This window comes from Paraburkholderia sp. CNPSo 3272 (assembly GCF_024206495.1).
In the GTDB taxonomy this organism is placed as follows: Bacteria; Pseudomonadota; Gammaproteobacteria; order Burkholderiales; family Burkholderiaceae; genus Paraburkholderia.
Map to the genome: position 1 here is coordinate 1 of NZ_JAMBPQ010000033.1, position 18,849 is coordinate 18,849.

Annotated in this window: 15 protein-coding genes and 7 pseudogenes; 10 read left to right on the forward strand and 12 right to left on the reverse strand. The window is 59.0% G+C overall.

Annotation, left to right across the window (positions count from 1 at the left end; genetic code table 11):
- Positions 1 to 193, reverse strand: a pseudogene (locus tag M3I53_RS28655) (IS256 family transposase); the annotation flags it as partial.
- Positions 194 to 264: 71 nt separating this feature from the next.
- On the opposite strand from M3I53_RS28655, the gene M3I53_RS28660 reads away from it, so the two are divergent.
- Complete coding sequence (locus M3I53_RS28660) at positions 265 to 540, forward strand: hypothetical protein (protein ID WP_254319220.1); 276 nt, start codon at positions 265 to 267, stop codon at positions 538 to 540.
- A 120-nt stretch (positions 541 to 660) separates the two neighbouring features.
- Here M3I53_RS28660 and M3I53_RS28665 read toward each other — a convergent pair whose 3' ends face one another.
- Positions 661 to 1,401: a hypothetical protein gene (locus M3I53_RS28665; RefSeq protein ID WP_254319221.1), complete on the reverse strand. Its 741-nt coding sequence runs from the start codon at positions 1,399 to 1,401 to the stop codon at positions 661 to 663.
- Positions 1,398 to 1,709: a transposase gene (locus tag M3I53_RS28670; RefSeq protein WP_254319222.1), complete on the reverse strand. Its 312-nt coding sequence runs from the start codon at positions 1,707 to 1,709 to the stop codon at positions 1,398 to 1,400. The genes M3I53_RS28665 and M3I53_RS28670 overlap by 4 nt, the downstream gene beginning before the upstream one ends.
- A gap of 220 nt (positions 1,710 to 1,929) precedes the next feature.
- On the opposite strand from M3I53_RS28670, the pseudogene M3I53_RS28675 reads away from it, so the two are divergent.
- Positions 1,930 to 2,163 (forward strand): annotated as a pseudogene (locus M3I53_RS28675) (IS110 family transposase); the annotation flags it as partial.
- Between the two features lie 316 nt (positions 2,164 to 2,479).
- On the opposite strand, the gene M3I53_RS28680 reads toward M3I53_RS28675, so the two are convergent.
- Positions 2,480 to 3,484 carry a PLP-dependent cysteine synthase family protein gene (locus tag M3I53_RS28680; protein WP_254319223.1) on the reverse strand — a complete coding sequence of 335 codons (1,005 nt, stop codon included), beginning with the start codon at positions 3,482 to 3,484 and terminating at the stop codon, positions 2,480 to 2,482.
- A gap of 29 nt (positions 3,485 to 3,513) precedes the next feature.
- On the opposite strand from M3I53_RS28680, the pseudogene M3I53_RS28685 reads away from it, so the two are divergent.
- Positions 3,514 to 4,062, forward strand: a pseudogene (locus M3I53_RS28685) (transposase); the annotation flags it as partial.
- A 551-nt stretch (positions 4,063 to 4,613) separates the two neighbouring features.
- On the opposite strand, the gene M3I53_RS28690 reads toward M3I53_RS28685, so the two are convergent.
- Both M3I53_RS28690 and M3I53_RS28695 read right to left on the reverse strand, forming a co-directional pair.
- Entirely contained in the window at positions 4,614 to 5,642 is a 1,029-nt protein-coding gene (locus M3I53_RS28690; RefSeq protein ID WP_254319224.1) for an IS5 family transposase, read from the reverse strand.
- A gap of 235 nt (positions 5,643 to 5,877) precedes the next feature.
- Positions 5,878 to 6,291: a ParB N-terminal domain-containing protein gene (locus tag M3I53_RS28695; protein WP_254319225.1), complete on the reverse strand. Its 414-nt coding sequence runs from the start codon at positions 6,289 to 6,291 to the stop codon at positions 5,878 to 5,880.
- 218 nt (positions 6,292 to 6,509) lie between these two features.
- Here M3I53_RS28695 and M3I53_RS28700 point away from each other — a divergent pair.
- The 4 genes and pseudogenes from M3I53_RS28700 to M3I53_RS28715 all read left to right on the forward strand — a co-directional run.
- Positions 6,510 to 6,818: pseudogene (locus tag M3I53_RS28700) on the forward strand (transposase); the annotation flags it as partial.
- A 776-nt stretch (positions 6,819 to 7,594) separates the two neighbouring features.
- Positions 7,595 to 7,945 (forward strand): annotated as a pseudogene (locus M3I53_RS28705) (transposase); the annotation flags it as partial.
- 268 nt (positions 7,946 to 8,213) lie between these two features.
- Positions 8,214 to 8,486, forward strand: a pseudogene (locus M3I53_RS28710) (transposase domain-containing protein); the annotation flags it as partial.
- A gap of 439 nt (positions 8,487 to 8,925) precedes the next feature.
- The gene (locus tag M3I53_RS28715; protein WP_254319226.1) at positions 8,926 to 9,171 is read left to right on the forward strand and encodes a hypothetical protein; all 246 of its coding nucleotides are present in this window, start codon (positions 8,926 to 8,928) and stop codon (positions 9,169 to 9,171) included.
- A 60-nt stretch (positions 9,172 to 9,231) separates the two neighbouring features.
- On the opposite strand, the gene M3I53_RS28720 is transcribed toward M3I53_RS28715, so the two are convergent.
- Together M3I53_RS28720 and M3I53_RS28725 are read right to left on the reverse strand one after the other, a co-directional pair.
- On the reverse strand, positions 9,232 to 10,053 hold the full coding sequence (locus tag M3I53_RS28720) for an IclR family transcriptional regulator (RefSeq protein ID WP_254319227.1): 822 nt from the start codon (positions 10,051 to 10,053) through the stop codon (positions 9,232 to 9,234).
- Positions 10,053 to 11,243, reverse strand: a complete 1,191-nt coding sequence (locus M3I53_RS28725; protein WP_028209172.1) for a Xaa-Pro peptidase family protein — start codon at positions 11,241 to 11,243, stop codon at positions 10,053 to 10,055. Before M3I53_RS28725 ends, M3I53_RS28720 begins: the two co-directional genes overlap by 1 nt.
- Before the next feature lie 342 nt (positions 11,244 to 11,585).
- Here M3I53_RS28725 and M3I53_RS28730 point away from each other — a divergent pair, with 342 nt between their 5' ends.
- Together M3I53_RS28730 and M3I53_RS28735 are read left to right on the forward strand one after the other, a co-directional pair.
- Positions 11,586 to 12,470 carry a DMT family transporter gene (locus M3I53_RS28730; RefSeq protein WP_028209171.1) on the forward strand — a complete coding sequence of 295 codons (885 nt, stop codon included), beginning with the start codon at positions 11,586 to 11,588 and terminating at the stop codon, positions 12,468 to 12,470.
- 12 nt (positions 12,471 to 12,482) lie between these two features.
- Positions 12,483 to 13,336: pseudogene (locus M3I53_RS28735) on the forward strand (IS701 family transposase); the annotation flags it as partial.
- 348 nt (positions 13,337 to 13,684) lie between these two features.
- Here M3I53_RS28735 and M3I53_RS28740 read toward each other — a convergent pair.
- The 4 genes from M3I53_RS28740 to istA all read right to left on the reverse strand — a co-directional run bounded on the left by M3I53_RS28740 (position 13,685) and on the right by istA (position 17,209).
- On the reverse strand, positions 13,685 to 14,266 hold the full coding sequence (locus tag M3I53_RS28740) for a transposase (RefSeq protein WP_254319228.1): 582 nt from the start codon (positions 14,264 to 14,266) through the stop codon (positions 13,685 to 13,687).
- Entirely contained in the window at positions 14,196 to 14,693 is a 498-nt protein-coding gene (locus M3I53_RS38495) for a hypothetical protein (protein ID WP_254319229.1), read from the reverse strand. Before M3I53_RS38495 ends, M3I53_RS28740 begins: the two co-directional genes overlap by 71 nt.
- A 202-nt stretch (positions 14,694 to 14,895) precedes the next feature.
- Positions 14,896 to 15,684, reverse strand: a complete 789-nt coding sequence (istB, locus tag M3I53_RS28750) for an IS21-like element helper ATPase IstB (RefSeq protein WP_254319230.1) — start codon at positions 15,682 to 15,684, stop codon at positions 14,896 to 14,898.
- 7 nt (positions 15,685 to 15,691) lie between these two features.
- Positions 15,692 to 17,209, reverse strand: a complete 1,518-nt coding sequence (gene istA / locus M3I53_RS28755) for an IS21 family transposase (protein ID WP_254319231.1) — start codon at positions 17,207 to 17,209, stop codon at positions 15,692 to 15,694.
- A gap of 473 nt (positions 17,210 to 17,682) precedes the next feature.
- Between istA and M3I53_RS28760 the strand changes: the two genes are divergently transcribed.
- Entirely contained in the window at positions 17,683 to 18,810 is a 1,128-nt protein-coding gene (locus M3I53_RS28760) for an IS110 family transposase (RefSeq protein WP_254319232.1), read from the forward strand.
- The last annotated feature ends 39 nt before the right edge of the window (positions 18,811 to 18,849 follow it).

Sequence of the window (18,849 nt, forward strand, 5' to 3'; positions counted from 1 at the left end):
CCGCCGGATAACCCAGATGGTGTCCAAGTTCGGCACCCAGCGCCCGCTCGATCAGCGCCTTCTTGAACGCGGCTGAAGCGGCGTGCACCGCTTCGGCGGTCATGGGTCCCTTCACGAACTGGTCGATCAGCTCCTTCGGAATGGACGGTAACGCTGTCTGCGCTTCGGTAGTTGTCTTGGGTTTGCGTGGCATACATGCTCCTTGAGCTACATGTTATGCCTTGAACACAAAATCTATGACAGACCCCCGCACGAGCCGTCATTGTGAAACATCAGTACGTGCGCTTTGGCCGTTTTGCCCTTCTTGAAGCGATCTACAAGCTTTCTGTATCCCTTCAGTGCTGCGCCCGACGAAAACAACGTCTCATCCGGGTGCCAGTTGTCGATATGTCCACCCCACCAGCATGTGTCGGCTTGGCCAATAAGCGCGACAAGCACGCGACGATTCGCTGCCACTTGCCTGGCATGGAGAATCGCCTCCTCCAATGGGAGCGCTACCTGCATTCTTTGCATCTGGCTCAGAAAAGTTTAGAGGGCTGAGGCACAGATTGCCGCATCCGCTGCTGGCAATCGGCCACCAAAAAAACCATTAATGGTGACACGATGTCTTGCCACCGATGCAAGGCGACGCGAAACATTGCACAACAATACGAATCCTCGTCATTGAGGCGTCCCGCAGTGGCCGCGAGGGTCGCTCGAACTGCCACGACGCTTAAGTCGGTTGGCTGTTCCGTTGCTCCCCGAACCCCGGGTATCGGGCCATGCGAGCTTCTGGCCTGCGCGCAGACCCGTGCCGGCGTCGGCAATCGTAAAGTCGGGATGCAGTCCCTGCCTCTGCAGGTCCAGCAGATGGATGGCCCAGTTATCGCCATCACGGTGGTCTTCGTCAGCCAGCAGATAGCAGTAGGTGGAAGCCGCATCGATGCCGGTAAGAACCGGCCGGGTCCCCTGAAAGATCTCGTCGTGCAGTCCCACCCGGATGGCCGACAGGTCGATGCTGTTGTTGATGGCCATCGCCCGCTGCGCGGCACGCTGGTGAACATTGTGCACGGTGCCCAGGCTGATGGACACGCCCAGCAGGTCGCTCATGAATTCGATGACGCCGCGCATCGAGGCGTGACCGATCATCGTCAGTGCGAGGATGACCTGCTCCAGCCATCGTCGGGTCACCCGCAGCGAGAACAGGACCTTGTCGGCGTCTTCGTCCATTTGCGTTGGCGAAAAGGCTTCATCCAGCGCGGCGCTCGCCTTGCGCATCTGGCGATAGACGAGTGGACGGCTGACACCGTGGCGGGCGGCCACGGCGCTGACGGGTTCAGCGCCCGCCAGGGCGCGAACGGCCATCATCTTGCGGTCGCAGCCAGCCGGTTTTACGGAAACAGGGCAGACGGATGAAGTCATGGGGACGCCAAAATTAAAGTGGGCCACATTACCCGCACTTTCATTTCTGCCCTGCCTGTGTAACGCCGGGATGAACCACGCCGGGTGTGGTGGATTTCAGGCAGCCCCTTTGCATCCGTTTCGATCGGCAGCATCTTCCATTGACACCCCATATAGAGCGCCTTCAGGACGTAGTTGAACATCCTCTGTAACGGCAACGTCGGCGGCGGGCCGCGCCGGCCCCGGCTCAGGTGCGGCAAGACAAGTTGCCCGAACTGCGCTTCACTCAATTTCGTGGGAATCGCCTGCCGGCCATGGTTTGCAGCCATTTTCGCATCCGCAAAGCCCTGACTTTAACCGCTCCCCCCTCGCCAGCTCCGAAAGCCATTCCCGGTGGGGCTCGCAGACAAATTCGGCCCCTTCGGAAAACCCGCAATCAGTTGAGCAAGGACTTCTACTCGACCAGCCCGCGACAATCGGCGCCGTCTCGTCTCGAATATCTCGCGATGCCGAACCCCGGTTACCGCGAGACGTAACAGTAAGTCATATCAAAGAGGCGACACGTACTTGCGAACGTTATTGATCCACGGAGCGCGTGCTGTCATCCACGCGGCCCGACGCAGGAGCGACAAGGAAGGATGGCTATCCCGTTTGCTGCAGCGACGCAATTCCAATGTGGCCGCCGTTGCGCTGGCCAACAAGAACGCGCGGATCGTGTGGGCTCTGCTGACTCACGAGCGAACGTCGCGACCCGACCATGAGTCCGCGATACCAAATATTTAGCCTCGAACGGCACGAAGTTCGTAGCGAACGGAGGGACACTTCCACCGATTGCCAAGGCAATCATGACGTGATGGCAAGACAGGTCAGACCGTGACGAGCCAAACCCAACACTGTCAAAGAGCACCAGGCTCGCCAAGTTGATCGGGACCTCGTCAGCATATTCCATCAGGGACAGCCGGCCTGCGCTCGGCACTGAAGTCCGGATGCATGGCTGCAATCACGACCTTTGAACCATCACAACGTGAAGCTTGGCAAACCGGGGGCGTCCATGCATGACAGTGCCATCGCGACACCTTATATCAAACGGTGTTGCGCTTCAGATTTGAGGCCGCCTGCGGGCGTCCGCAATGAGCCCCTCGAAATGCTCTTCAATATCGATAATTTGTATCCCATGGATCGACAACCAGTCTTGATTGAAAACCGTGTCCAGGTACTTGGTACCACTGTCACAGACTATTGTTACGATACGCGATCCAACCGGTGCGCGTCGAGCCACACTGAACGCCTCGTAGACCGCCCCCCCCGTTGATCCGCCAACCAGCAAACCGTGCCGCTGGGCGAGATAATGGCATGTCGAAAAGGCCATGCGGTCGCTCACTTTGCGGCCCGAATCTATTACGCCGTAGTCAATGGCCAGTCCCACTTCAGCACCTTCAGGCGTGCCAGTCCCCGATTGGAGGTAATCTAGACCCTCACCGCCGAAGATGATGCTTCCGGCGGGCTCAACCCCGATTACTTGGAGCTCAGGAATACGCGTCCGCAACTGGCGTGCAGAACCACATAGTGACCCGCCGGTACCGATTGCGCAAACAAGATGCGTAATTGTTGGGCCCAGGTCGTCAAGCAATTCTGCAGCGAGTCCAGCATAACCGGCTGCATTTGCGGGATTGTTGTGCTGTTCAGTCCAATAGGCGCCTTCTTCACAGGAAATTCTCATTGCCTCTCGGTCCCGTATATCAGTCGCTAAAACACCGTCTCCGCCGCCAACGATCTGGACATTGCTTCCGAACGCACGAACAGTAAGAATTTTATCAAGGCTTGCGTGAGAGTCCATGAGAGCTGTGAAGTTTATTCTTCGCACAGCTGAAATCATCGCCAATGCGCTAGCCGTATTCCCAGAAGAAGATTCGACTATATCAGAAGCATCTTTATTCAATGCACGTGGACGATGGTTTAGCATACTCAACGCCATCCGGTCCTTCATTGATCCAGACGGATTGAACATCTCCAGCTTGAGATAAAGGTTAACTTCCTCACCGCGCAAAGGAATTTTGAGCAGGGGCGTATGCCCGATGGTATCTAGTATGCTATTGACGATCATCTATCTACTCCCAATCTTGGTGAAGTTTCGCCTATCCCAGCGCTGTCATTCTCGACGGGCGCACGCTGCAGTCGGCCTGCGAGAGGGAACCTCGCGCAGGTTACGACGGTTACAAGCGGAAACAACGCAGCAAAGTTCACATGACAGTTGATACATTGGGACAGTTGCTTGCTGTGCATGTGACGCCGGCCAACGAACAGGAGCGCGCGCAGGTCGGGGAACTGGCGCGTCAGGTTTAGCAGGCCACGGGCCAGACGGTCAAGGTAGCGTTCGCCGATCAGGGATATACCGGTGAGGAGCCCGCGCAGGCAGCGCTTGATGAGGGAATCGAACTTCAGGTAATCGAGTTGGCGGAGGCGAAGAAAGCCTTTGTTCTGTTGCCACGACGCTGGGTAGTGGAGCCCAGCTTCGGCTGGCTGAACCGATTTCGGCAGCTTGCGCCAGACTACGAGCGCTTGCCCGAGACCCTCGCCGGGCTGCACTTTGTAGTCTTCTCCGTACTGATTCTGGTTCATTTCGTATACCTGATTAATAGAGCACCTAACACGCTAGAGATGCACGATGGGGCGATCGGTTGAACAATCTTTCGACTTCCTTCTACAGGCTCTATAACAATGCAAAGAGCATTCACCATCTCCGCGCCGAAATATCCTTCCAGTATTTTCCCGGTTCATGTCACGCAAAAATGCGTGCGGTGAGGAAAACGATCTCCGGCATCGACTACTCCCCGCCTCTTGGCTTCCCGCTTGTCCCCCTTGTCACAGCGCAATGAGGCCAGTCAACTTCATACCCTCAAGAAGGATCCGAATACGGAAGGCCTTTCAGTGAGGCAACGACTTGCGCGCTGGCTTTCGGCGCATTCCGCACAGTCAGATGAACGAATAGCACCTACGTGCCCCGCCACCCAAGCGGGACGATCAACAGCGACCTTATGCGCGTTATCCCGCCATTGAAGTTGGCTTGTCCTGACCTAGCAGGTTGCGGAAATACACCCTCGACGGATGCGGCCTTCCTCGATCTCCGCGGCCGCCGTCGCTAAATCTTTCGCATTGTGCAATTTCAACGCGAATCAACCTTTTTAAAGCGCTGTGAGGCCGACTTCTGGCCTCATTGGCGCCTTTTCCCGCCACTATGGACGGAACTGTGCCAGCGATCGCATGCGCACGAGGTTGTAGGCCGCCATGTTCAACACGAACATCTGGTCCACCTTCTTCAAGCCACGCACCATCACCTGGCGCATGCGCCCCACGGTCTTGGCCCAGCCGAAACCTTGTTCGACCAACTTACGCAGTGTTTGCGCAACGTGCGGCGTGACCTTCATCTGCTGGCACGCCTCGATGAATTCCTGTGCGTCGTAACCCTTGTCTGCACCCAGCGTGATTTCCGCGTCCGGATCCTCTGCCGCCTGCCGTGCGTCGTAGATCATGATCTTGGCCGCTTCACGCTCAGCATGCCCATCGGCGCGTGTCACGCGCGCGTTGACCACCAGGCCATGCCGGTTATCGGTCAGCGTATGGCCCATGTACCGCAATTCGCTGGCCGTTTTGCCTTCGCGATAGAGCTGCGCATCTGGGTCGGTTCTCGACTGATGTGTCTCGTTGCTGCGTTTCTCGCCCTTGAAATCGCCCGCACCGCCACCGTCGTTGTCCTGATCGTCGCCATTCTTGCGTACAAAGCTCTTGTGTCCGGCCCACGCCTGGATCAGCGTGCCGTCCACGCTGAAATGCTCACCCGAGAGCAGACACTTCTTCCCGGCGATGGCCACCACTTCGTTGAAGAATTCGATGATCGCATCGTGCTTGATCAGGCGCTCGCGGTTCTTCGTGAAGACCGTCGGTACCCACACCTCGTCGCCCATCGCCAGGCCGATGAACCAGCGAAACAGTAGGTTGTACTGCACCTGCTCCATCAGCTGACGCTCTGAGCGGATGCTGAAAAGCACCTGAATCAGCATGGCTCGCAGCAACTTCTCTGGCGCGATACTCGGCCGCCCACCTTTGATGTCCGCTTCGTACATCTGGGCGAACAGTCGATCCATCTTCGCCAGCGCTTCGTTCGCCATCACGCGGATCGAACGCAACGGATGCCACTTGGGGACGAAGTCGTCCAGCTTGCGCATGGAAAACAGACTCTCGGTGAATGTGTCGGCGCCGCGCATGATCTCCAGGGGACAAGTAGTGGTCCATCTATCAACGCCTCACGAGCTCTATGCGATGACGTGTTTAAGCGGTATTTCAGCGGCCTGCTAGTTGGTACGCACGGTAGTAAGTCCCGCTATGGACCTGTCTATCCCAGCCATAGTTCGAATCGACTATTCAGAAGATCGTGCACCAAATTTCTGAATAAAGATATTGCGTCCTCCAAGCCAAGGCTATGAAGTCTGGGACAGCGCATTATCTCAGGTCATTGAGCGCGATCGCACAATTCGGCAAAGTGCCATTCAACGCATGTCGAGTGGTCTTGAAACTCATCAAATTTCCAGAAAGACCAGCATGGATGATACGATCAATAACCACTGGCGCAGGATTATCCCAGTAGGTGACATTCAAGTTGGGATCATCATAAGAAAGCAAAATACACGGAACAAACGACAAGTCTAGCTCCTTGGCGCAGAAATAGCGATGATGGCCGTCCATAATAATGAAATGGCGGTGCTCTACCAGAATAGGTGTGGTCCACTGTCCAGTTTCCGCGATTAATTTACCTAGCGTCTGTGCGCGTGGCACGTTGATATTCTCACTTGGACGAAGTTGACTTACTGGCAGTATGTCGAGCGTGTAAGTTCCGATAGCTTTCGAGGATGACACGGGCTTCTCCTAATATCAGCGTTTCTCCCTAGATTAGGCAATGCATGTATCGTGCCATACGAAGAGGTCCATATAATTCAACCGGCGGTCCTTGATAGTAGTGTCGCGTGTCTGACATTGTCGGAAAACCGTCTTCTTTAAGGCAATGCTGATCAAGTCTACCGTTCACGACTGTCACGCGTTATAGCGTGAGCATGCAACGGCGAAAGCAAAAAACGATGAAGCAACTGACACTGGCGATGGCTGTCGATCAATGCGCGGGATTCGGGGCGCAGCGCAAACCTACGCGACGCGAAGTGTTTCTCGATGAGATGAACACGATCGTGCCGTGGGCGCAGCTGTGCGCGGTGGTGGAGCCGTTTTATCCGAAACGCGGCAATGGTCGCCCGCCGATTGCGCTGGAGCGCATGTTGCGAATCCATTTTGTGCAGCACTGGTTCAATCTCGCCGACCTTGCATGCGAAGAGGCGCTGTACGACAGCCTCAGCCTGCGCCGTTTCGTCGGCATTGACCTTGCTGTACGACCAGCAGTTGCCTATCCAGACATGCGTAACCGGTAACGGTTGGGTGTGAAGCTCTGGAGACAACGCGCCTCGCGACTGACGGTTCACCCCGGCGACGGGGGATAGATCGACACTGCCAGCCGCCGTGCGGTGTGAGGTGCCAGGCAAGTTCTGCATGCGCAACATAAGTGAACTGTTGATAAACCTCGTTAGTACGAATGGGCCAAAGCGGCTGTTAGGCCCTGACCAAAAGGTGTGCAGCCGGTTGCTTCCGTCTTGTCAGGGAGTACGTCGTCACAAGGGCTGCCGGGGGAGAGACAGGCGCTAGACAGACAGGGAACATTCGGGTCGGCAAGGATGGGAACGTGGTAAGCCCAATTGTCCGCCCACGCTAGTTTTTTTGGGGGGGCAAAGGCAGATGACTCGCAAGGGAAACTGTTGGACAAGTGGGTATGAGAACGCGGAAAAAGCGAAGGGTGGTCGGTAATAGGCCACATAGGGGTTCAAAATTTGCCCTGATCTGAAAGGATGCAGACTTCCGCGTGGTGCAGTTGTCGTAGGCCTACATTTGAGATTCCGCGCAGGGCAGCTTGTGAGTAGCCGGACATGTTCCAGGTTCAGCGCCCTTGCCCTCGGTAGCGAGGTGAATCAACGATGTGACGCGTACGAAGGTCGTATGCAGTGCCGGTGCGACCGGCGTCAGTACGACGCTTAATGCTGTGCTCGAGCCGTATGCGGGGAAAGCCCGCAAGTACGGTTCTTCGGGGGCCCCGCTGCCGAGAGGCAGGGGGCTACCCAATCATCCGCTGCCACAGTTGCTGCACGGTGAGGAGCAACGCGTCTACGGTGACAGCGCATACGCGAGCCAGAAAGCACTGATTCACAGCAAGGCTCCGAAGGCACGTGACTTCACCAACAAGCGCACGCGTCGCAAGGACGTCGTCGACGAAGTGGCGCGGCGCAAGAACCGCAACAAGTCGAAGATCCGTGCCCGGGTCGAGCATGTGTTTGCGGTCGTGAAGCGGCTGTGGGGCTTCACGAAGGTTCGTTATCGCGGGCTGTCGAAAAACGCCAATCGCGCCTTCGTTGCGCTCGCGCTGGCCAATCTTTACATGTGGCGAGGTCGCTCGACAGCACAGGTGCGCCCGTAGAGGGCCAAAGACGGGCGGCAAGCCCGTGCAGGGCCCCTCAAGGAGCCCAACATGAGCAGGAATGCTCGCTTTTACGGCTGTTATTCGCGATCTCAAAAGTTTTCACATGCCTTGGTCGCAACCCGTTGTGTTTACACGGCTTGATCAGCGTAGCCCTAATGCCGGCCTGCCCGAAAGACATGCTCCCGACGCCCCTATCCCGGAACCCGCACGATACGCCACTTATATGGTGCGTGCGCGCCGGGAGGCGCGCACGAAGAGCATGCCAGATAACAACATCGCGGAGAACGTGCCGCGTTGTGTAAGCCTGGGTCGGAAAATTTTTTATTCGCCGGCTCAGACAGCGGCGGCGAACGGGCAGCCGCGATGTTACGCACGGATTGGCACTTGCATACTCAATGACATCGATCCGCGTGCCTACCTCGACTATGTGCTGACCCATATCGCCGGTCACAAAATCAATCGCATCGACGAGCTCCTGCCTTGGCATGTCGCCGACAAGCTACACACGCCAGGCAGTCCGCCAGATGCCGCTACCTGACCGGCCGCTCCAGTACACCATCATGCTTTACGCGCTCGCGAAAGGGCGAACGGCCCAACTGAGCCGCTTACGGCGAGGACGCCCTGCAGCGCTGACATCCTGCACAGCGAGCGTCGGCGTCACGCCGAACAGACCAACCTATGCGCGCACCCGCTCTTCACGAACACGCCGCTCGAACATTGGCATCAACGTCGCTTCGATCCACCCCATGCCATCCGACTAGCCAGTACGGCCAGCGGGTGACGCAAATCGATCATCGCTGGAGGCGGCTGCGGAAGAAATCGGGCGTGCTCATCGGCAGTTCTCAAGCCCGGAAGATATGTCCATTCCATTTTGATTCTGGGAGTCTCGCAACCCCTGATCCACGCCCATTCCAACTCCCCGTCTGGCCCCACGCCATTCTGCAGACCGAGTACGTACACGCCTTTGGCAAGACGTCATGCTTCGATCGCAGCATGCCACTTCCGCACAAATCCAGTGTCGAGGCGGCGGCGCTAACGCGCAGGCAAGCTCTACCAGCGGCGGCGTGCAAAGCACGAATCCAAAGGTGCATCGGATCGCCGCCTTGCAGCGTGTATGGTTGATTCCATCTCTTGACTTTAAGCCCTTCCAAAAGAATTTGTTTTCGGAGTACAAGCTCACATTCAAGAATGTAGAAGCCATTGGCGCCAAAATGTTGAACTGACGAGTTCGACATTAAGACATTAAATTAATTTTCGACCCACTCATGCTTCTGTCCCAGCCGTCATCCAGAACGGAACCCGCAGTTGCGCGTAATCCGACTCGCTGCACCCAGTATCGCGCTGATCACATCTTTCAGATCGAGGTCGGGGCTGAAATGCATTGAGTATGCGACGCTGATCGCTGCCCGCACCTGTCCGCTGACGTCTCCGACGGGAGCGCCAACTGACGAGATGCCCTCGACCTGTTCGTCCTCAATCAACACATATCCGTCAGTCCGGATCCTGTGCAAAGACGCGACGAGTTGCTCCGGGTCAGTAATTGTCTTGGCCGTGCTCTGCTCCAGCGGTTCCGTTCGGAGCAGTTCCAGCGCCTTCTCGTCAGGAAAAGACGAAAGGATAGCCTTACCGATGGCCGTGTTGTGCAAACCAATTGGCGACCCGGGAAGCACCCTGACGGTGACCGGTCTCTTTCCGTCGATACAAAGCAAGTACATCGGGGTCTTGTCCTGGAGTACTCCCAGATAGCCGTCGATGCGCATGCTGTCCGCCAAGTGCTGGAGTTCTTTGCGGGCCTCGAGCAGCAGCGTGTCCCGAGCCATCAGCCCTGCGCCCATATTCAGGGTTTGATACCCAGTACTGTACTGCCTGGTCACAGGGTCGCGCCGCAAATAGTGCTTTTCCGTCAGCGTGTTGAGCAGACGTTGAACGATCGCCGGACTTAGCCCGAGCTGACGCGATATCTCACGGGTACCCAAGGGTTCCTGCGACGCATTGAGCAACTCCATTACGTCGAGGCCTCGTTCAAGTGACTGGATCTTCATTGAGATCTTGTCTATACGAAGGTTGATGGCCTGCAAACAGCCGGTGTGAGTCTGCTGATCCATTACTTTACCTGATAGAGCTCCCGCGATGAACAGGTCAGCAGTTCGTGCCCGTCGTCCGTAATGATAGCTGTATCTTCAACCATCATGCCGCCCCAACCGAGCTCGTAGTACGGAGTCTCTACGCAGAACACCATGCCGGACTCAAGCAGCACGTCGGAGCCGGGAGCGATCGACGGAAATTCATGGGATTGCAAGCCGATACCGTGTCCGCAGTGATTCCGCTGATATTCCGGCAAAGCGCCTTTGCGAACGGCATCAATAGCGATGTTGAAAATGTCGCTAACCAACGCTCCGGGTCGCAATGTAGCAATTTGTGCCTGTTCGCCCGCCAGCAACGCCGCGTAGCGCTGAGCCTGTTCGTGAGACGGCGCGCCGACAGTCAGCGTGCGCGCCATGTCTGAGCAATACCCATTTACTGTACAACCGATGTCCATGCGCACGAGATCCCCGGCTTCGAGGCGTTTGTTGCGAGCATAGGCGTCAACGCGGGAACTGCGCTCGCCTGAAGTCACCACGACGAAGCGCGGGATGCCTCCCCCTCGAACGATAGTACCGGTGATTTCGTGTGCAATATCGAGCTCGGTGACGCCAGCGCGGACCATCGGCACGACGGATTCGAGTGCCCTATCAGTAATGTGTGACGCGTGGCGAAGAAGGGCGAGCTCGGCTGGCAACTTCGTCGCGCGCGCGCGCTTCAGCGACGGTGCCCCGTTCTGGAAGGCTGCCTGTGGGAACTGCTGCCAGATTGCCCGCGTCAGCCTTTCGTCCCGCGTATCGAGGCCGGCTCGTACCCCACGGAGATCAAAGCTTCGCAAGGCGGACACCACCGTATCGACGTAATTTGCGCCTTGCGCGGGCATGTCCGCATAGCTCGCGACTCCCGCCGTTGCGCCCACATAGAAGGTGCCATATCGCCAGATGCAGGAGGCGTCATCCAATTGCTCGAGAGCGGCAGCTGCGTCGCTCGCGCCCGTAATCAGGACCACTCGATCGCGTGTGGCGATCGCTGCCTGCGCATACGGTCCGGCATCCTGGAGGATGCTTCGATAGCCTGTCAGGTAGCCCACGTGAACGGGGTCCATGGTGATGATCACGTCAAGCTCTGGCGCGGTCGAGAAGAATTTCACCCTGCAGGCAGCGGCCAGGTCGGCGGTTTGTTGCTCAAGAAGCGCCAGGTCGGTGTAGCTCATCGGTTCCTCCAGTTAAGGGCTTGATGCAAGCATGAGGGAATAAACTTCGGAGACACAATCCCCGAGGAGCATTAGCCCAATGAGGCTGATACTGAAGTCATGCCATACCAGCGCCAGCATCAAACTTTGCCTCCACTGAGAGCCAATGAAGGGCGACGCCACAACGAACATCTTTATTTTCGCCTTTCCCTAATCCCGTTCATTGACGGTGATCAATTCTCACGACCATTTTGCCAGGTACTATCGTCTCCGTCGTTCAATTTCCGTGAGCTTCAGGAAGATCCATCGCGAGATTCCACGCGTGCAAACCCAGCGACGCACGTCGCTTCGCCTTTGTCTCATATGCTAACCACTCGTTCTTCGGACAGACCTGCGTCGGCCTCACCGGATCGGCTTGCCAACGTCGCAGCCCTGTTCGGCTTACTGTCCATGCTTTGTGTGCAGTTTGGTGTCGCACTGTCCGTGCCGACGATGGATGCGTTCGGTACGTTCAGCACGATCTGGCTCAGGCTTGCATGGGCGGCCGTCATCCTAGCGCTCGTCGTGCGTCCAAAGCTGCATCGTTACTCCTGGAGACACTGGGTCGCAGCTGGCGCACTGGGCATTGCAATGGCCGGGATGACGTTGTGCTTGTTCTCGGCAATCGAGCGAATACCGATTGGCCTGACAGTTACGATCGCCTTCCTGGGCCCGCTGACGGTCGCCACGGCCAGCGCGCGGCGACTGCGGACCTTGGTCTGGTCGCTTCCCGCGGCTGCCGGCGTGCTGTTGCTTGCCCATGACTCCGCAGGGTGGATCGGCGACCCCATAGCCATGCTGCTCGCCGCAGGCGCCGGGGCCGGTTGGGGAAGCTACATCGTATTGGTGAAGAAAGCCGGCACGCTCTTCAACGGACTCGAAGGCCTGTCAGTATCGCTCATAGTGGCTGCCTTGGCGGTCACGCCGTTTGGGATCGCTGAGAATCGTTTGCATGTCCCTCCCCTGCAGTTGGCCACGACGGCTGGGCTCTCGCTACTTGTACCGCTACTGCCCTATGCATTGGAAATGGTGGCTCTAAGGCACATGCCCGCCGCTTCGTTTGGCATTCTGATGAGCCTAGAACCGGCGATCGGTACACTAGCGGGCTTCGTGGTGCTTGATCAGGCGATGACAGCACTGCAACTCGCGGGCACTGCGCTCGTCCTCAGCGCGAGCGTCGCCGTGACTGTTAGACGACCTCAAACTTGAAGTGGAACCGCCGAGGTAAAGTTCGCGACCAAGACTGAGATTGCTCTGCAACAGATGAAAACGCTGCTGGCCTCTGGCGCGCCCAGGTATTGCGTGTTAGCGGATGCCGGCTACGGGGTGGATAACGCGTTTCGCCAGCGTCTGAGCGATCTGGGCTTGCCCTACGTGGTCGGTATCACCTCGGCGGTCGTGGTCTGGCCGCCGGCGGTGCCGCGGCGCACGCGCAGTCGACAACCGGCGAACGTCAAGGACCTGGCGCATTCGCTGCCTTCTGCCGCCTTCCAGACGATCAGTTGGCGCGAAGGTTCGAACGCAACGCTCAGTGGACGTTTTGCAGCCGTGCGTGTGCGTCATGCCGGCGGCAATAGCGGCAAGGCGCGTCTGCGGCCCGAGCAGTGGCTGCTCATCGAGTGGCCACCTGGAGACGCTGACCCATTGAAGTACTTCCTGTCGACCCTTCCGGCTGACGTTGCACTGGAAGAACTCGTCGCCCAGGCACACATGCGCTGGCGTATCGAACGCGACTACCAGGATTTGAAGCAGGAGCTGGGGCTCGGGCATTACGAAGGCCGAGGATGGCGAGGCTTCCACCACCATGCCACGCTAAGTATCGCGGCGTACGGGTTCCTCGTCTCTGAACGACTTACTGCCGGCGCTTCCGTCAGCGCCAAAAAAACTTCGCTTCCCGCCAGGCGCCTTCGCTTCCTGCGGATTACATCCCACTGGGGAGCCCTGCGCGCACAGCGCCACGTGGCTGATTCGATCACCACGATTCGTCATCAACTCAGCTTCCTGTTGATCGCAAGACTCGCAATGTGTCCATACTGCCACCGACGAAATCAAAGGTTTATCTTATGACACAGTAAGATTTCTATGGGGCATTGGAAGTCAAGCCCTTTTACGATGTGCTTTCCTCGATTCGACGACCTCCGTTTGAGATTCTGAGATATCTGTTTCTGTTCGGATTCCTTTGTATGTGACTGCTCTTCAGCAAGTTAGAGGCCGGAGTGTCTGATATCCGGGCGGTCTGCCCGGTGTAACTTCTATCCGTGCCGGCATCAGGCCGGTCACCACATACCGCATGCGCAGAGCGCTGGGACCACTCCGTTACCAACGCACCCCATCTAAAACTACGGTTACCCGCCGGGCAACCCTCTTACTGTCCGGGTGCGCAAACCTGTCTGCCCTGTGTTCAATGACTGTCGTCGCTCAGGTTAAAGCTCCGCCGCTGCCACCAGTTTGAGCTTTGCCCCTGCCGGAATCTCGCCATGTTCGAGATAGCGCCATATTACGATTGCAAGACGGCGCGCAAGCGCGACAATGCCGATGCGTCGCGAACGCTTCCCCGCACCGCCAAAGCGCTGGTTGAACCATTTGCTCAGCTCGCTGGCCGGCTGGAAGCGTAGCCAGCTCCATGCAAGCTCCACCATCAGCCACCGCACCCGCTTGTTGCCCGCCTTGCTGATGCCCTGTTCGACTTCACTGGTGCCGCTTGCATAGGGCGTTGGCGCCAGGCCCAGGCAGCCGGCGCGCTCGCGGCGATTGGCAAACCGCCGCCATCCAAACAGTTCCTTCACGAGTGTCCACGCACTGCCGGTGCCAATGCCTGCCAGCCGTGCCAGCCCGGCAATGGCCGGTTGCCCGCCGTTGCGCACCTGACGGGCCTGCGTTGTCTCAAGCGTCCTGATCTGCCGGGCGACAAGAGCGAGTCGCTCGATCTCACGTTCAATCTCGGCGCGCAGGTCCGGCAGGAGTTGCGCAGCGTGCGGCCCACCAGCCTCCCCAGGTGCGTCCACCGATGTGTTCAGTGCGCAGGTTGTGCAGCACGAGCAGCGAGCGGACACGGTTGCTGTGCGCCGTGCGCTCCTGCCGAAGGCGGCCGAGTTCCCGATGCACGCGTCGCTCATCTTCCTGCTCAGGGCTCGGGATACGTGCGATCGCCCATAGCCGCCGCTCGCCTGCGTGGTAGCGCATCAGCATCGAGAGCAGCCGGTCGGCGTCGAGCCGGTCGGTCTTCGCGCGGCGTGCCCGCCGGCTTACCTCGATGCTGGCAGGGTCCACCACCAGGTTGGAGATCCCTTGCGCGCTCGCCCAGCGGTGCAGCCAGAAACCATCACGTCCGGCCTCGTAGCAGCTGCGAACCGGAGCGTCGTCGGGCAGGCGGCAGCGCACCTTCGCTCTCGCAATCGCCTTCAGGACTGCCGCGGTATCGCCGGCAGCCACCGTACACCGGCTCGGCGAGCGAACGCCGTCGCCAAGACAAAGCTTCCAGCTCCTGTCGCCCAACTCAAAGGCGACATACAACGAGCCGACCACCTTTGCATCCTGTCCATTACGGGCTGTCACGGGGCGGCGTAATCGAGCCGGGGATGGGCGGCGTAATGGAGCCAGCAGAAACGGGGGTAAAGCGCAGATTCGAACGGGCTCAAGAATGCGGTTTTTTGCCCGATTTGGCAACCGCGTTTTCACTGCTCGCCGGCATCGGTTTGGGCTTGCGGAAGCTCTCGCCCTCGATCACGACTCGATAGGCGCCGTGGCGTAGCCGGTCCGGCGTCGCGGCACCCAGGATGCGGTTGTCGGGGAACGCATCACCCCATTCACTCAGATCTAAATTCGACGTGACGATCGAAGCCGCGCGCTCATATCTGGCGGCGATCAGGTCGTGGAGGTCTTCGTCGTGCGGTGGGTGCAGCGGTTTGACGGCGAAGTCGTCGATGATGAGCAGCGGCACACGCACGAACTGCTGGAACTTGCGCTCGTACAGGCCCGTGGCGCGGGCCGCGTGCAGCTTCTTGAGCAGATCTGTCTGTGAGATGAACAGCACGTCACGCCCTTGCCGGGCCGCGCAGTGGCCCAGTGCCTGCGCCAGATGTGACTTGCCGACGCCTGTTCCGCCGACCAGCAAGACACAGACCTTCTCGTCGATGTAGCGGCCGGTAGCGAGATCGTGGATATAGATCCGGTTGAGCTTGGGCACCAGATCGAAGTTGAACGTCTCGAGCGTCTTGCCCATCGCGAAGCCGGCACGGGCAAGTCGTACGCCCAGCTTCTTCGTGTCGCGTCGCGCGATTTCATCGTGCAGCAGCATGGCGAGGAACTCGGTGTAGGCAAGCTGCCCGTCGATGACTTCGCGGTTTCGCTGTTCGAGCGAGTCGAGGATACCGGAGAGGCGCAGCTGCTTGAGGATAGTGTTCAGTTCGGGGCTCGGATTCATGGCCGGCTCAATGGATCAGAAGGGATTGAAGGTCGCGGCCGAAGCGGCCACCGTTCACGTAGGTGTCGGTGGGCGCCGCCGTGGTCGATGGCGTCGCAGCCTCGCTGTCGAGCCCCTTGTCGAGGATCGTCTTGATGGTGCGATACTGGGGGCTGGAGAACGCGAGCGCACGCTCGCACGCGGCGTTCAGGCGCACATCGCCAACCTGCTCGCGCAGCCTCACGATGCCCTGTGCGCCGCGCAGGTTCTCAAGCACCGTGTTGTTGAACATCGCGAGGATGACGGCATGGCAGGCAGGCCCGATATCCTTCGCACGCGCCAGGCACCACTGGGGATCGTGCTCGAGCCAGGCCTGTGGCTCGGGCGGCTGGTGGTCGCGCACGGTGTGGCGGTCCCCCGGCTTGCGTAGCCTTGGATGGGTTGCGACGAGCTCGTGCCGGTGGAACGCCTGCACGACCGTGTCGGTGGCCTTGAGCCATAGCTGCTTGCAGACCAGCGTGAAGGGCACTGAGTACAGCGCCTTCTTGTAGACAACGTGGCCGTCCGTATGCACCTTGACCTCGGACCACACGGCCAGTACTGGCGGCACCAGGCGCGTGAGCAGCGGCCGCTCGATCGCGAAACGCGTGAGCGGTTGCTCGTGTGTAGTGCCGTGATCGCGCACGCCGGCCTGCTGCAGGATCCTCTCGCGCAACTGACGGTTCGCATCGGCCAGATCGCGGAACTCGCGTAGTGGTACGATGGACTTCTTGACGTACTTGACTCCGGATTCAACGATTCCCTTCTTGGCTGGGTCGTGCGGCGGACATGGGTCGATGCGGAAACCATATGCTTCGGCGAGCCCCGCGTAGGAACGCTGGACTTCGGGGCTATGCATGCAGTGCCGGATGATTGTGCACTTGGCGTTGTCGATCGTCACCCGGGAAGGACAGCCCCCGAACCATTCAAAGGCGCGGCGATGACAGGCCAGCCACGTCTCGACGGTCTGGTCCAGTACAACCTCGGCGTACTGATGCCGGGACCAGCACAGGGTCATGACGAAGATCCACGTCTTGAGCGGGATACCGGACTCGTGCGTGAGCACGGGGCCGGCGCCGAAATCAACCTGGGCGGCTTCGGCGGGGGCGAACTCGAGGATCGTCGTCGCCTTGACGACGCGTTCGGCCGCAATCCGGCGCAGCATGCGTTTAACGGCGTCGTAACTGCCGGTATAGCCGTGATTACGCTGAAGGGCTGCATGGATTGTGGTGCCCTGGACGCCGGCGTCGAGCCACTCGCGAACCTGCTCGCGGTACGGCTCCACCGTGGGGATGCTACTGCGTGGCACCTGTCTCGGTACGCCGTTGAGGACGCTCGCGATCTCTGCGTCTTCCGGCATGGGCTGCGCCGGATCGAGCCAGCCTCGCGTCTGGGCTTCCTGCCGTAGTGCTGCGAGCTTGGCTCGGCCCATCAGGCGTCGCCGCGCGATGTCGCGGTCGGAATCACCGCGCCGCATGCGCACGAGGATGTGACGATATTCGAACAACTCAAACCTCCTGTTGGCCATAGGCGCTCCGTTCAAATGAACGAAGCGTACCGACTTGGAAAGTTCGAATTGCGCTTGTGCCCGCTACCGCTGGCTTCTACACGCCGCCCGATGGGTGGCTCCTTTACGCCGCCCATGAGGTGGCTCGATTACGCCGCCCCTGGACTGGCTCCATTACGCCGCCCATCAAGTGGCCCGATTACGCCGCCCCCGAATTGGCTCTATAACGCCGCCCGCTGACACGGGCCATGCCGGACGTGTCCATTTGCGTGCTCCCATGAAGAAAACGGTTTGCACATTCCGTTTTACTCCTCAGGCTTCGTTTCTGCTGCCCTCATAGACAGTATGACTTTCGCTGCGCACGAAGCTGACCGCCGCGCGGAGGTGAAGCGCGGGTTAGCAACGAATGCCAGAGCCGCAAGAGTATGGTCTAAGCCAATACTCAACAACCTGTTTCCGGCACGGAGGTCAGCGTGAAAAACGATAGCACGGTATTTGTCGGCCTGGACGTCCACAAGGATTCGATTATGGTCGCGTATTCGGCCGGATTAGGAGAGGTAGAAGTCCTTGGCAAAATTGGAACGCGAGCGGCTGATATCGATCGTTTGTGCAAACGCATGCAGTCAAAAGCGTCGAACGTCGTATTTGTCTACGAGGCCGGACCGTGCGGCTATGGCCTTCATCGCCAGTTGACCGCGAAGGGGTACCCCTGCATGGTCTGCGCGCCGTCACTGATTCCCCGCAAGCCCGGCGAGCGGGTCAAGACCGACCGCCGCGATGCGGCGAAACTGGTACGCGCACTTCGAGCTGGAGATCTGTCGCCCGTGCACGTGCCCACCGTCGAGGACGAAGCGTTTCGTGACCTGGTCCGCACCTGGGGCGCCGCCAAACAGGATCTGAAGCAGGCCAGGCAACGTCTCAAAGCCTTCCTGCTCGTCCACGATGTGCGCTATACCGGGCGCGCCGACTGGGGGCCGGCACACCGGCGCTGGATCAGCAGTTACTCGTTCGATTCGCACTGGCAGCAGCTTGCGTTCGAGGAGTATCGCCGGACCATTGAAGACCGCCTCGCGCAGTGCGAACGACTCGAGACGGCCTTGCGCGAGATGGCGCCACAATGGCGTTTCTATCCGGTGGTCAAAGCGCTCCAGGCGCTACGTGGCATTCAGTTCACCAGCGCCATCGGCTTGCTTGCCGAGCTCGGTGATCTGTCACGCTTCGATCACCCGCGGCAGCTCACTGCATGGCTTGGTCTGACGCCATCCGAACATTCCTCGGGCCAGAGACGCAGGCTGGGCAGCATCACGAAGGCCGGCAACGGCCATGCGCGTCACCTGCTGGTTGAAGCGGCATGGTCATACCGTCACCCGGCCAAGGTAAGCGCCGTCATCCAGCGACGCCATGAAGGACTGCCCAAGGCCATCATCGATCGCGCGTGGGATGCACAGTTGCGGCTGTGCAAGCGGTATCGCAGGCTGGTCGCACGTGGCAAGCATTCCAACGTCGCCGTAATCGCGATTGCACGCGAGCTGGCCGCATTCGTCTGGGAAATCGCGCGAATGACCTCAAATCCGCCCGAGTGGAAAACACAGGCGCACTGATAGCCGCACCAATGCGAATTCAAAATCCAACGGAAGGAA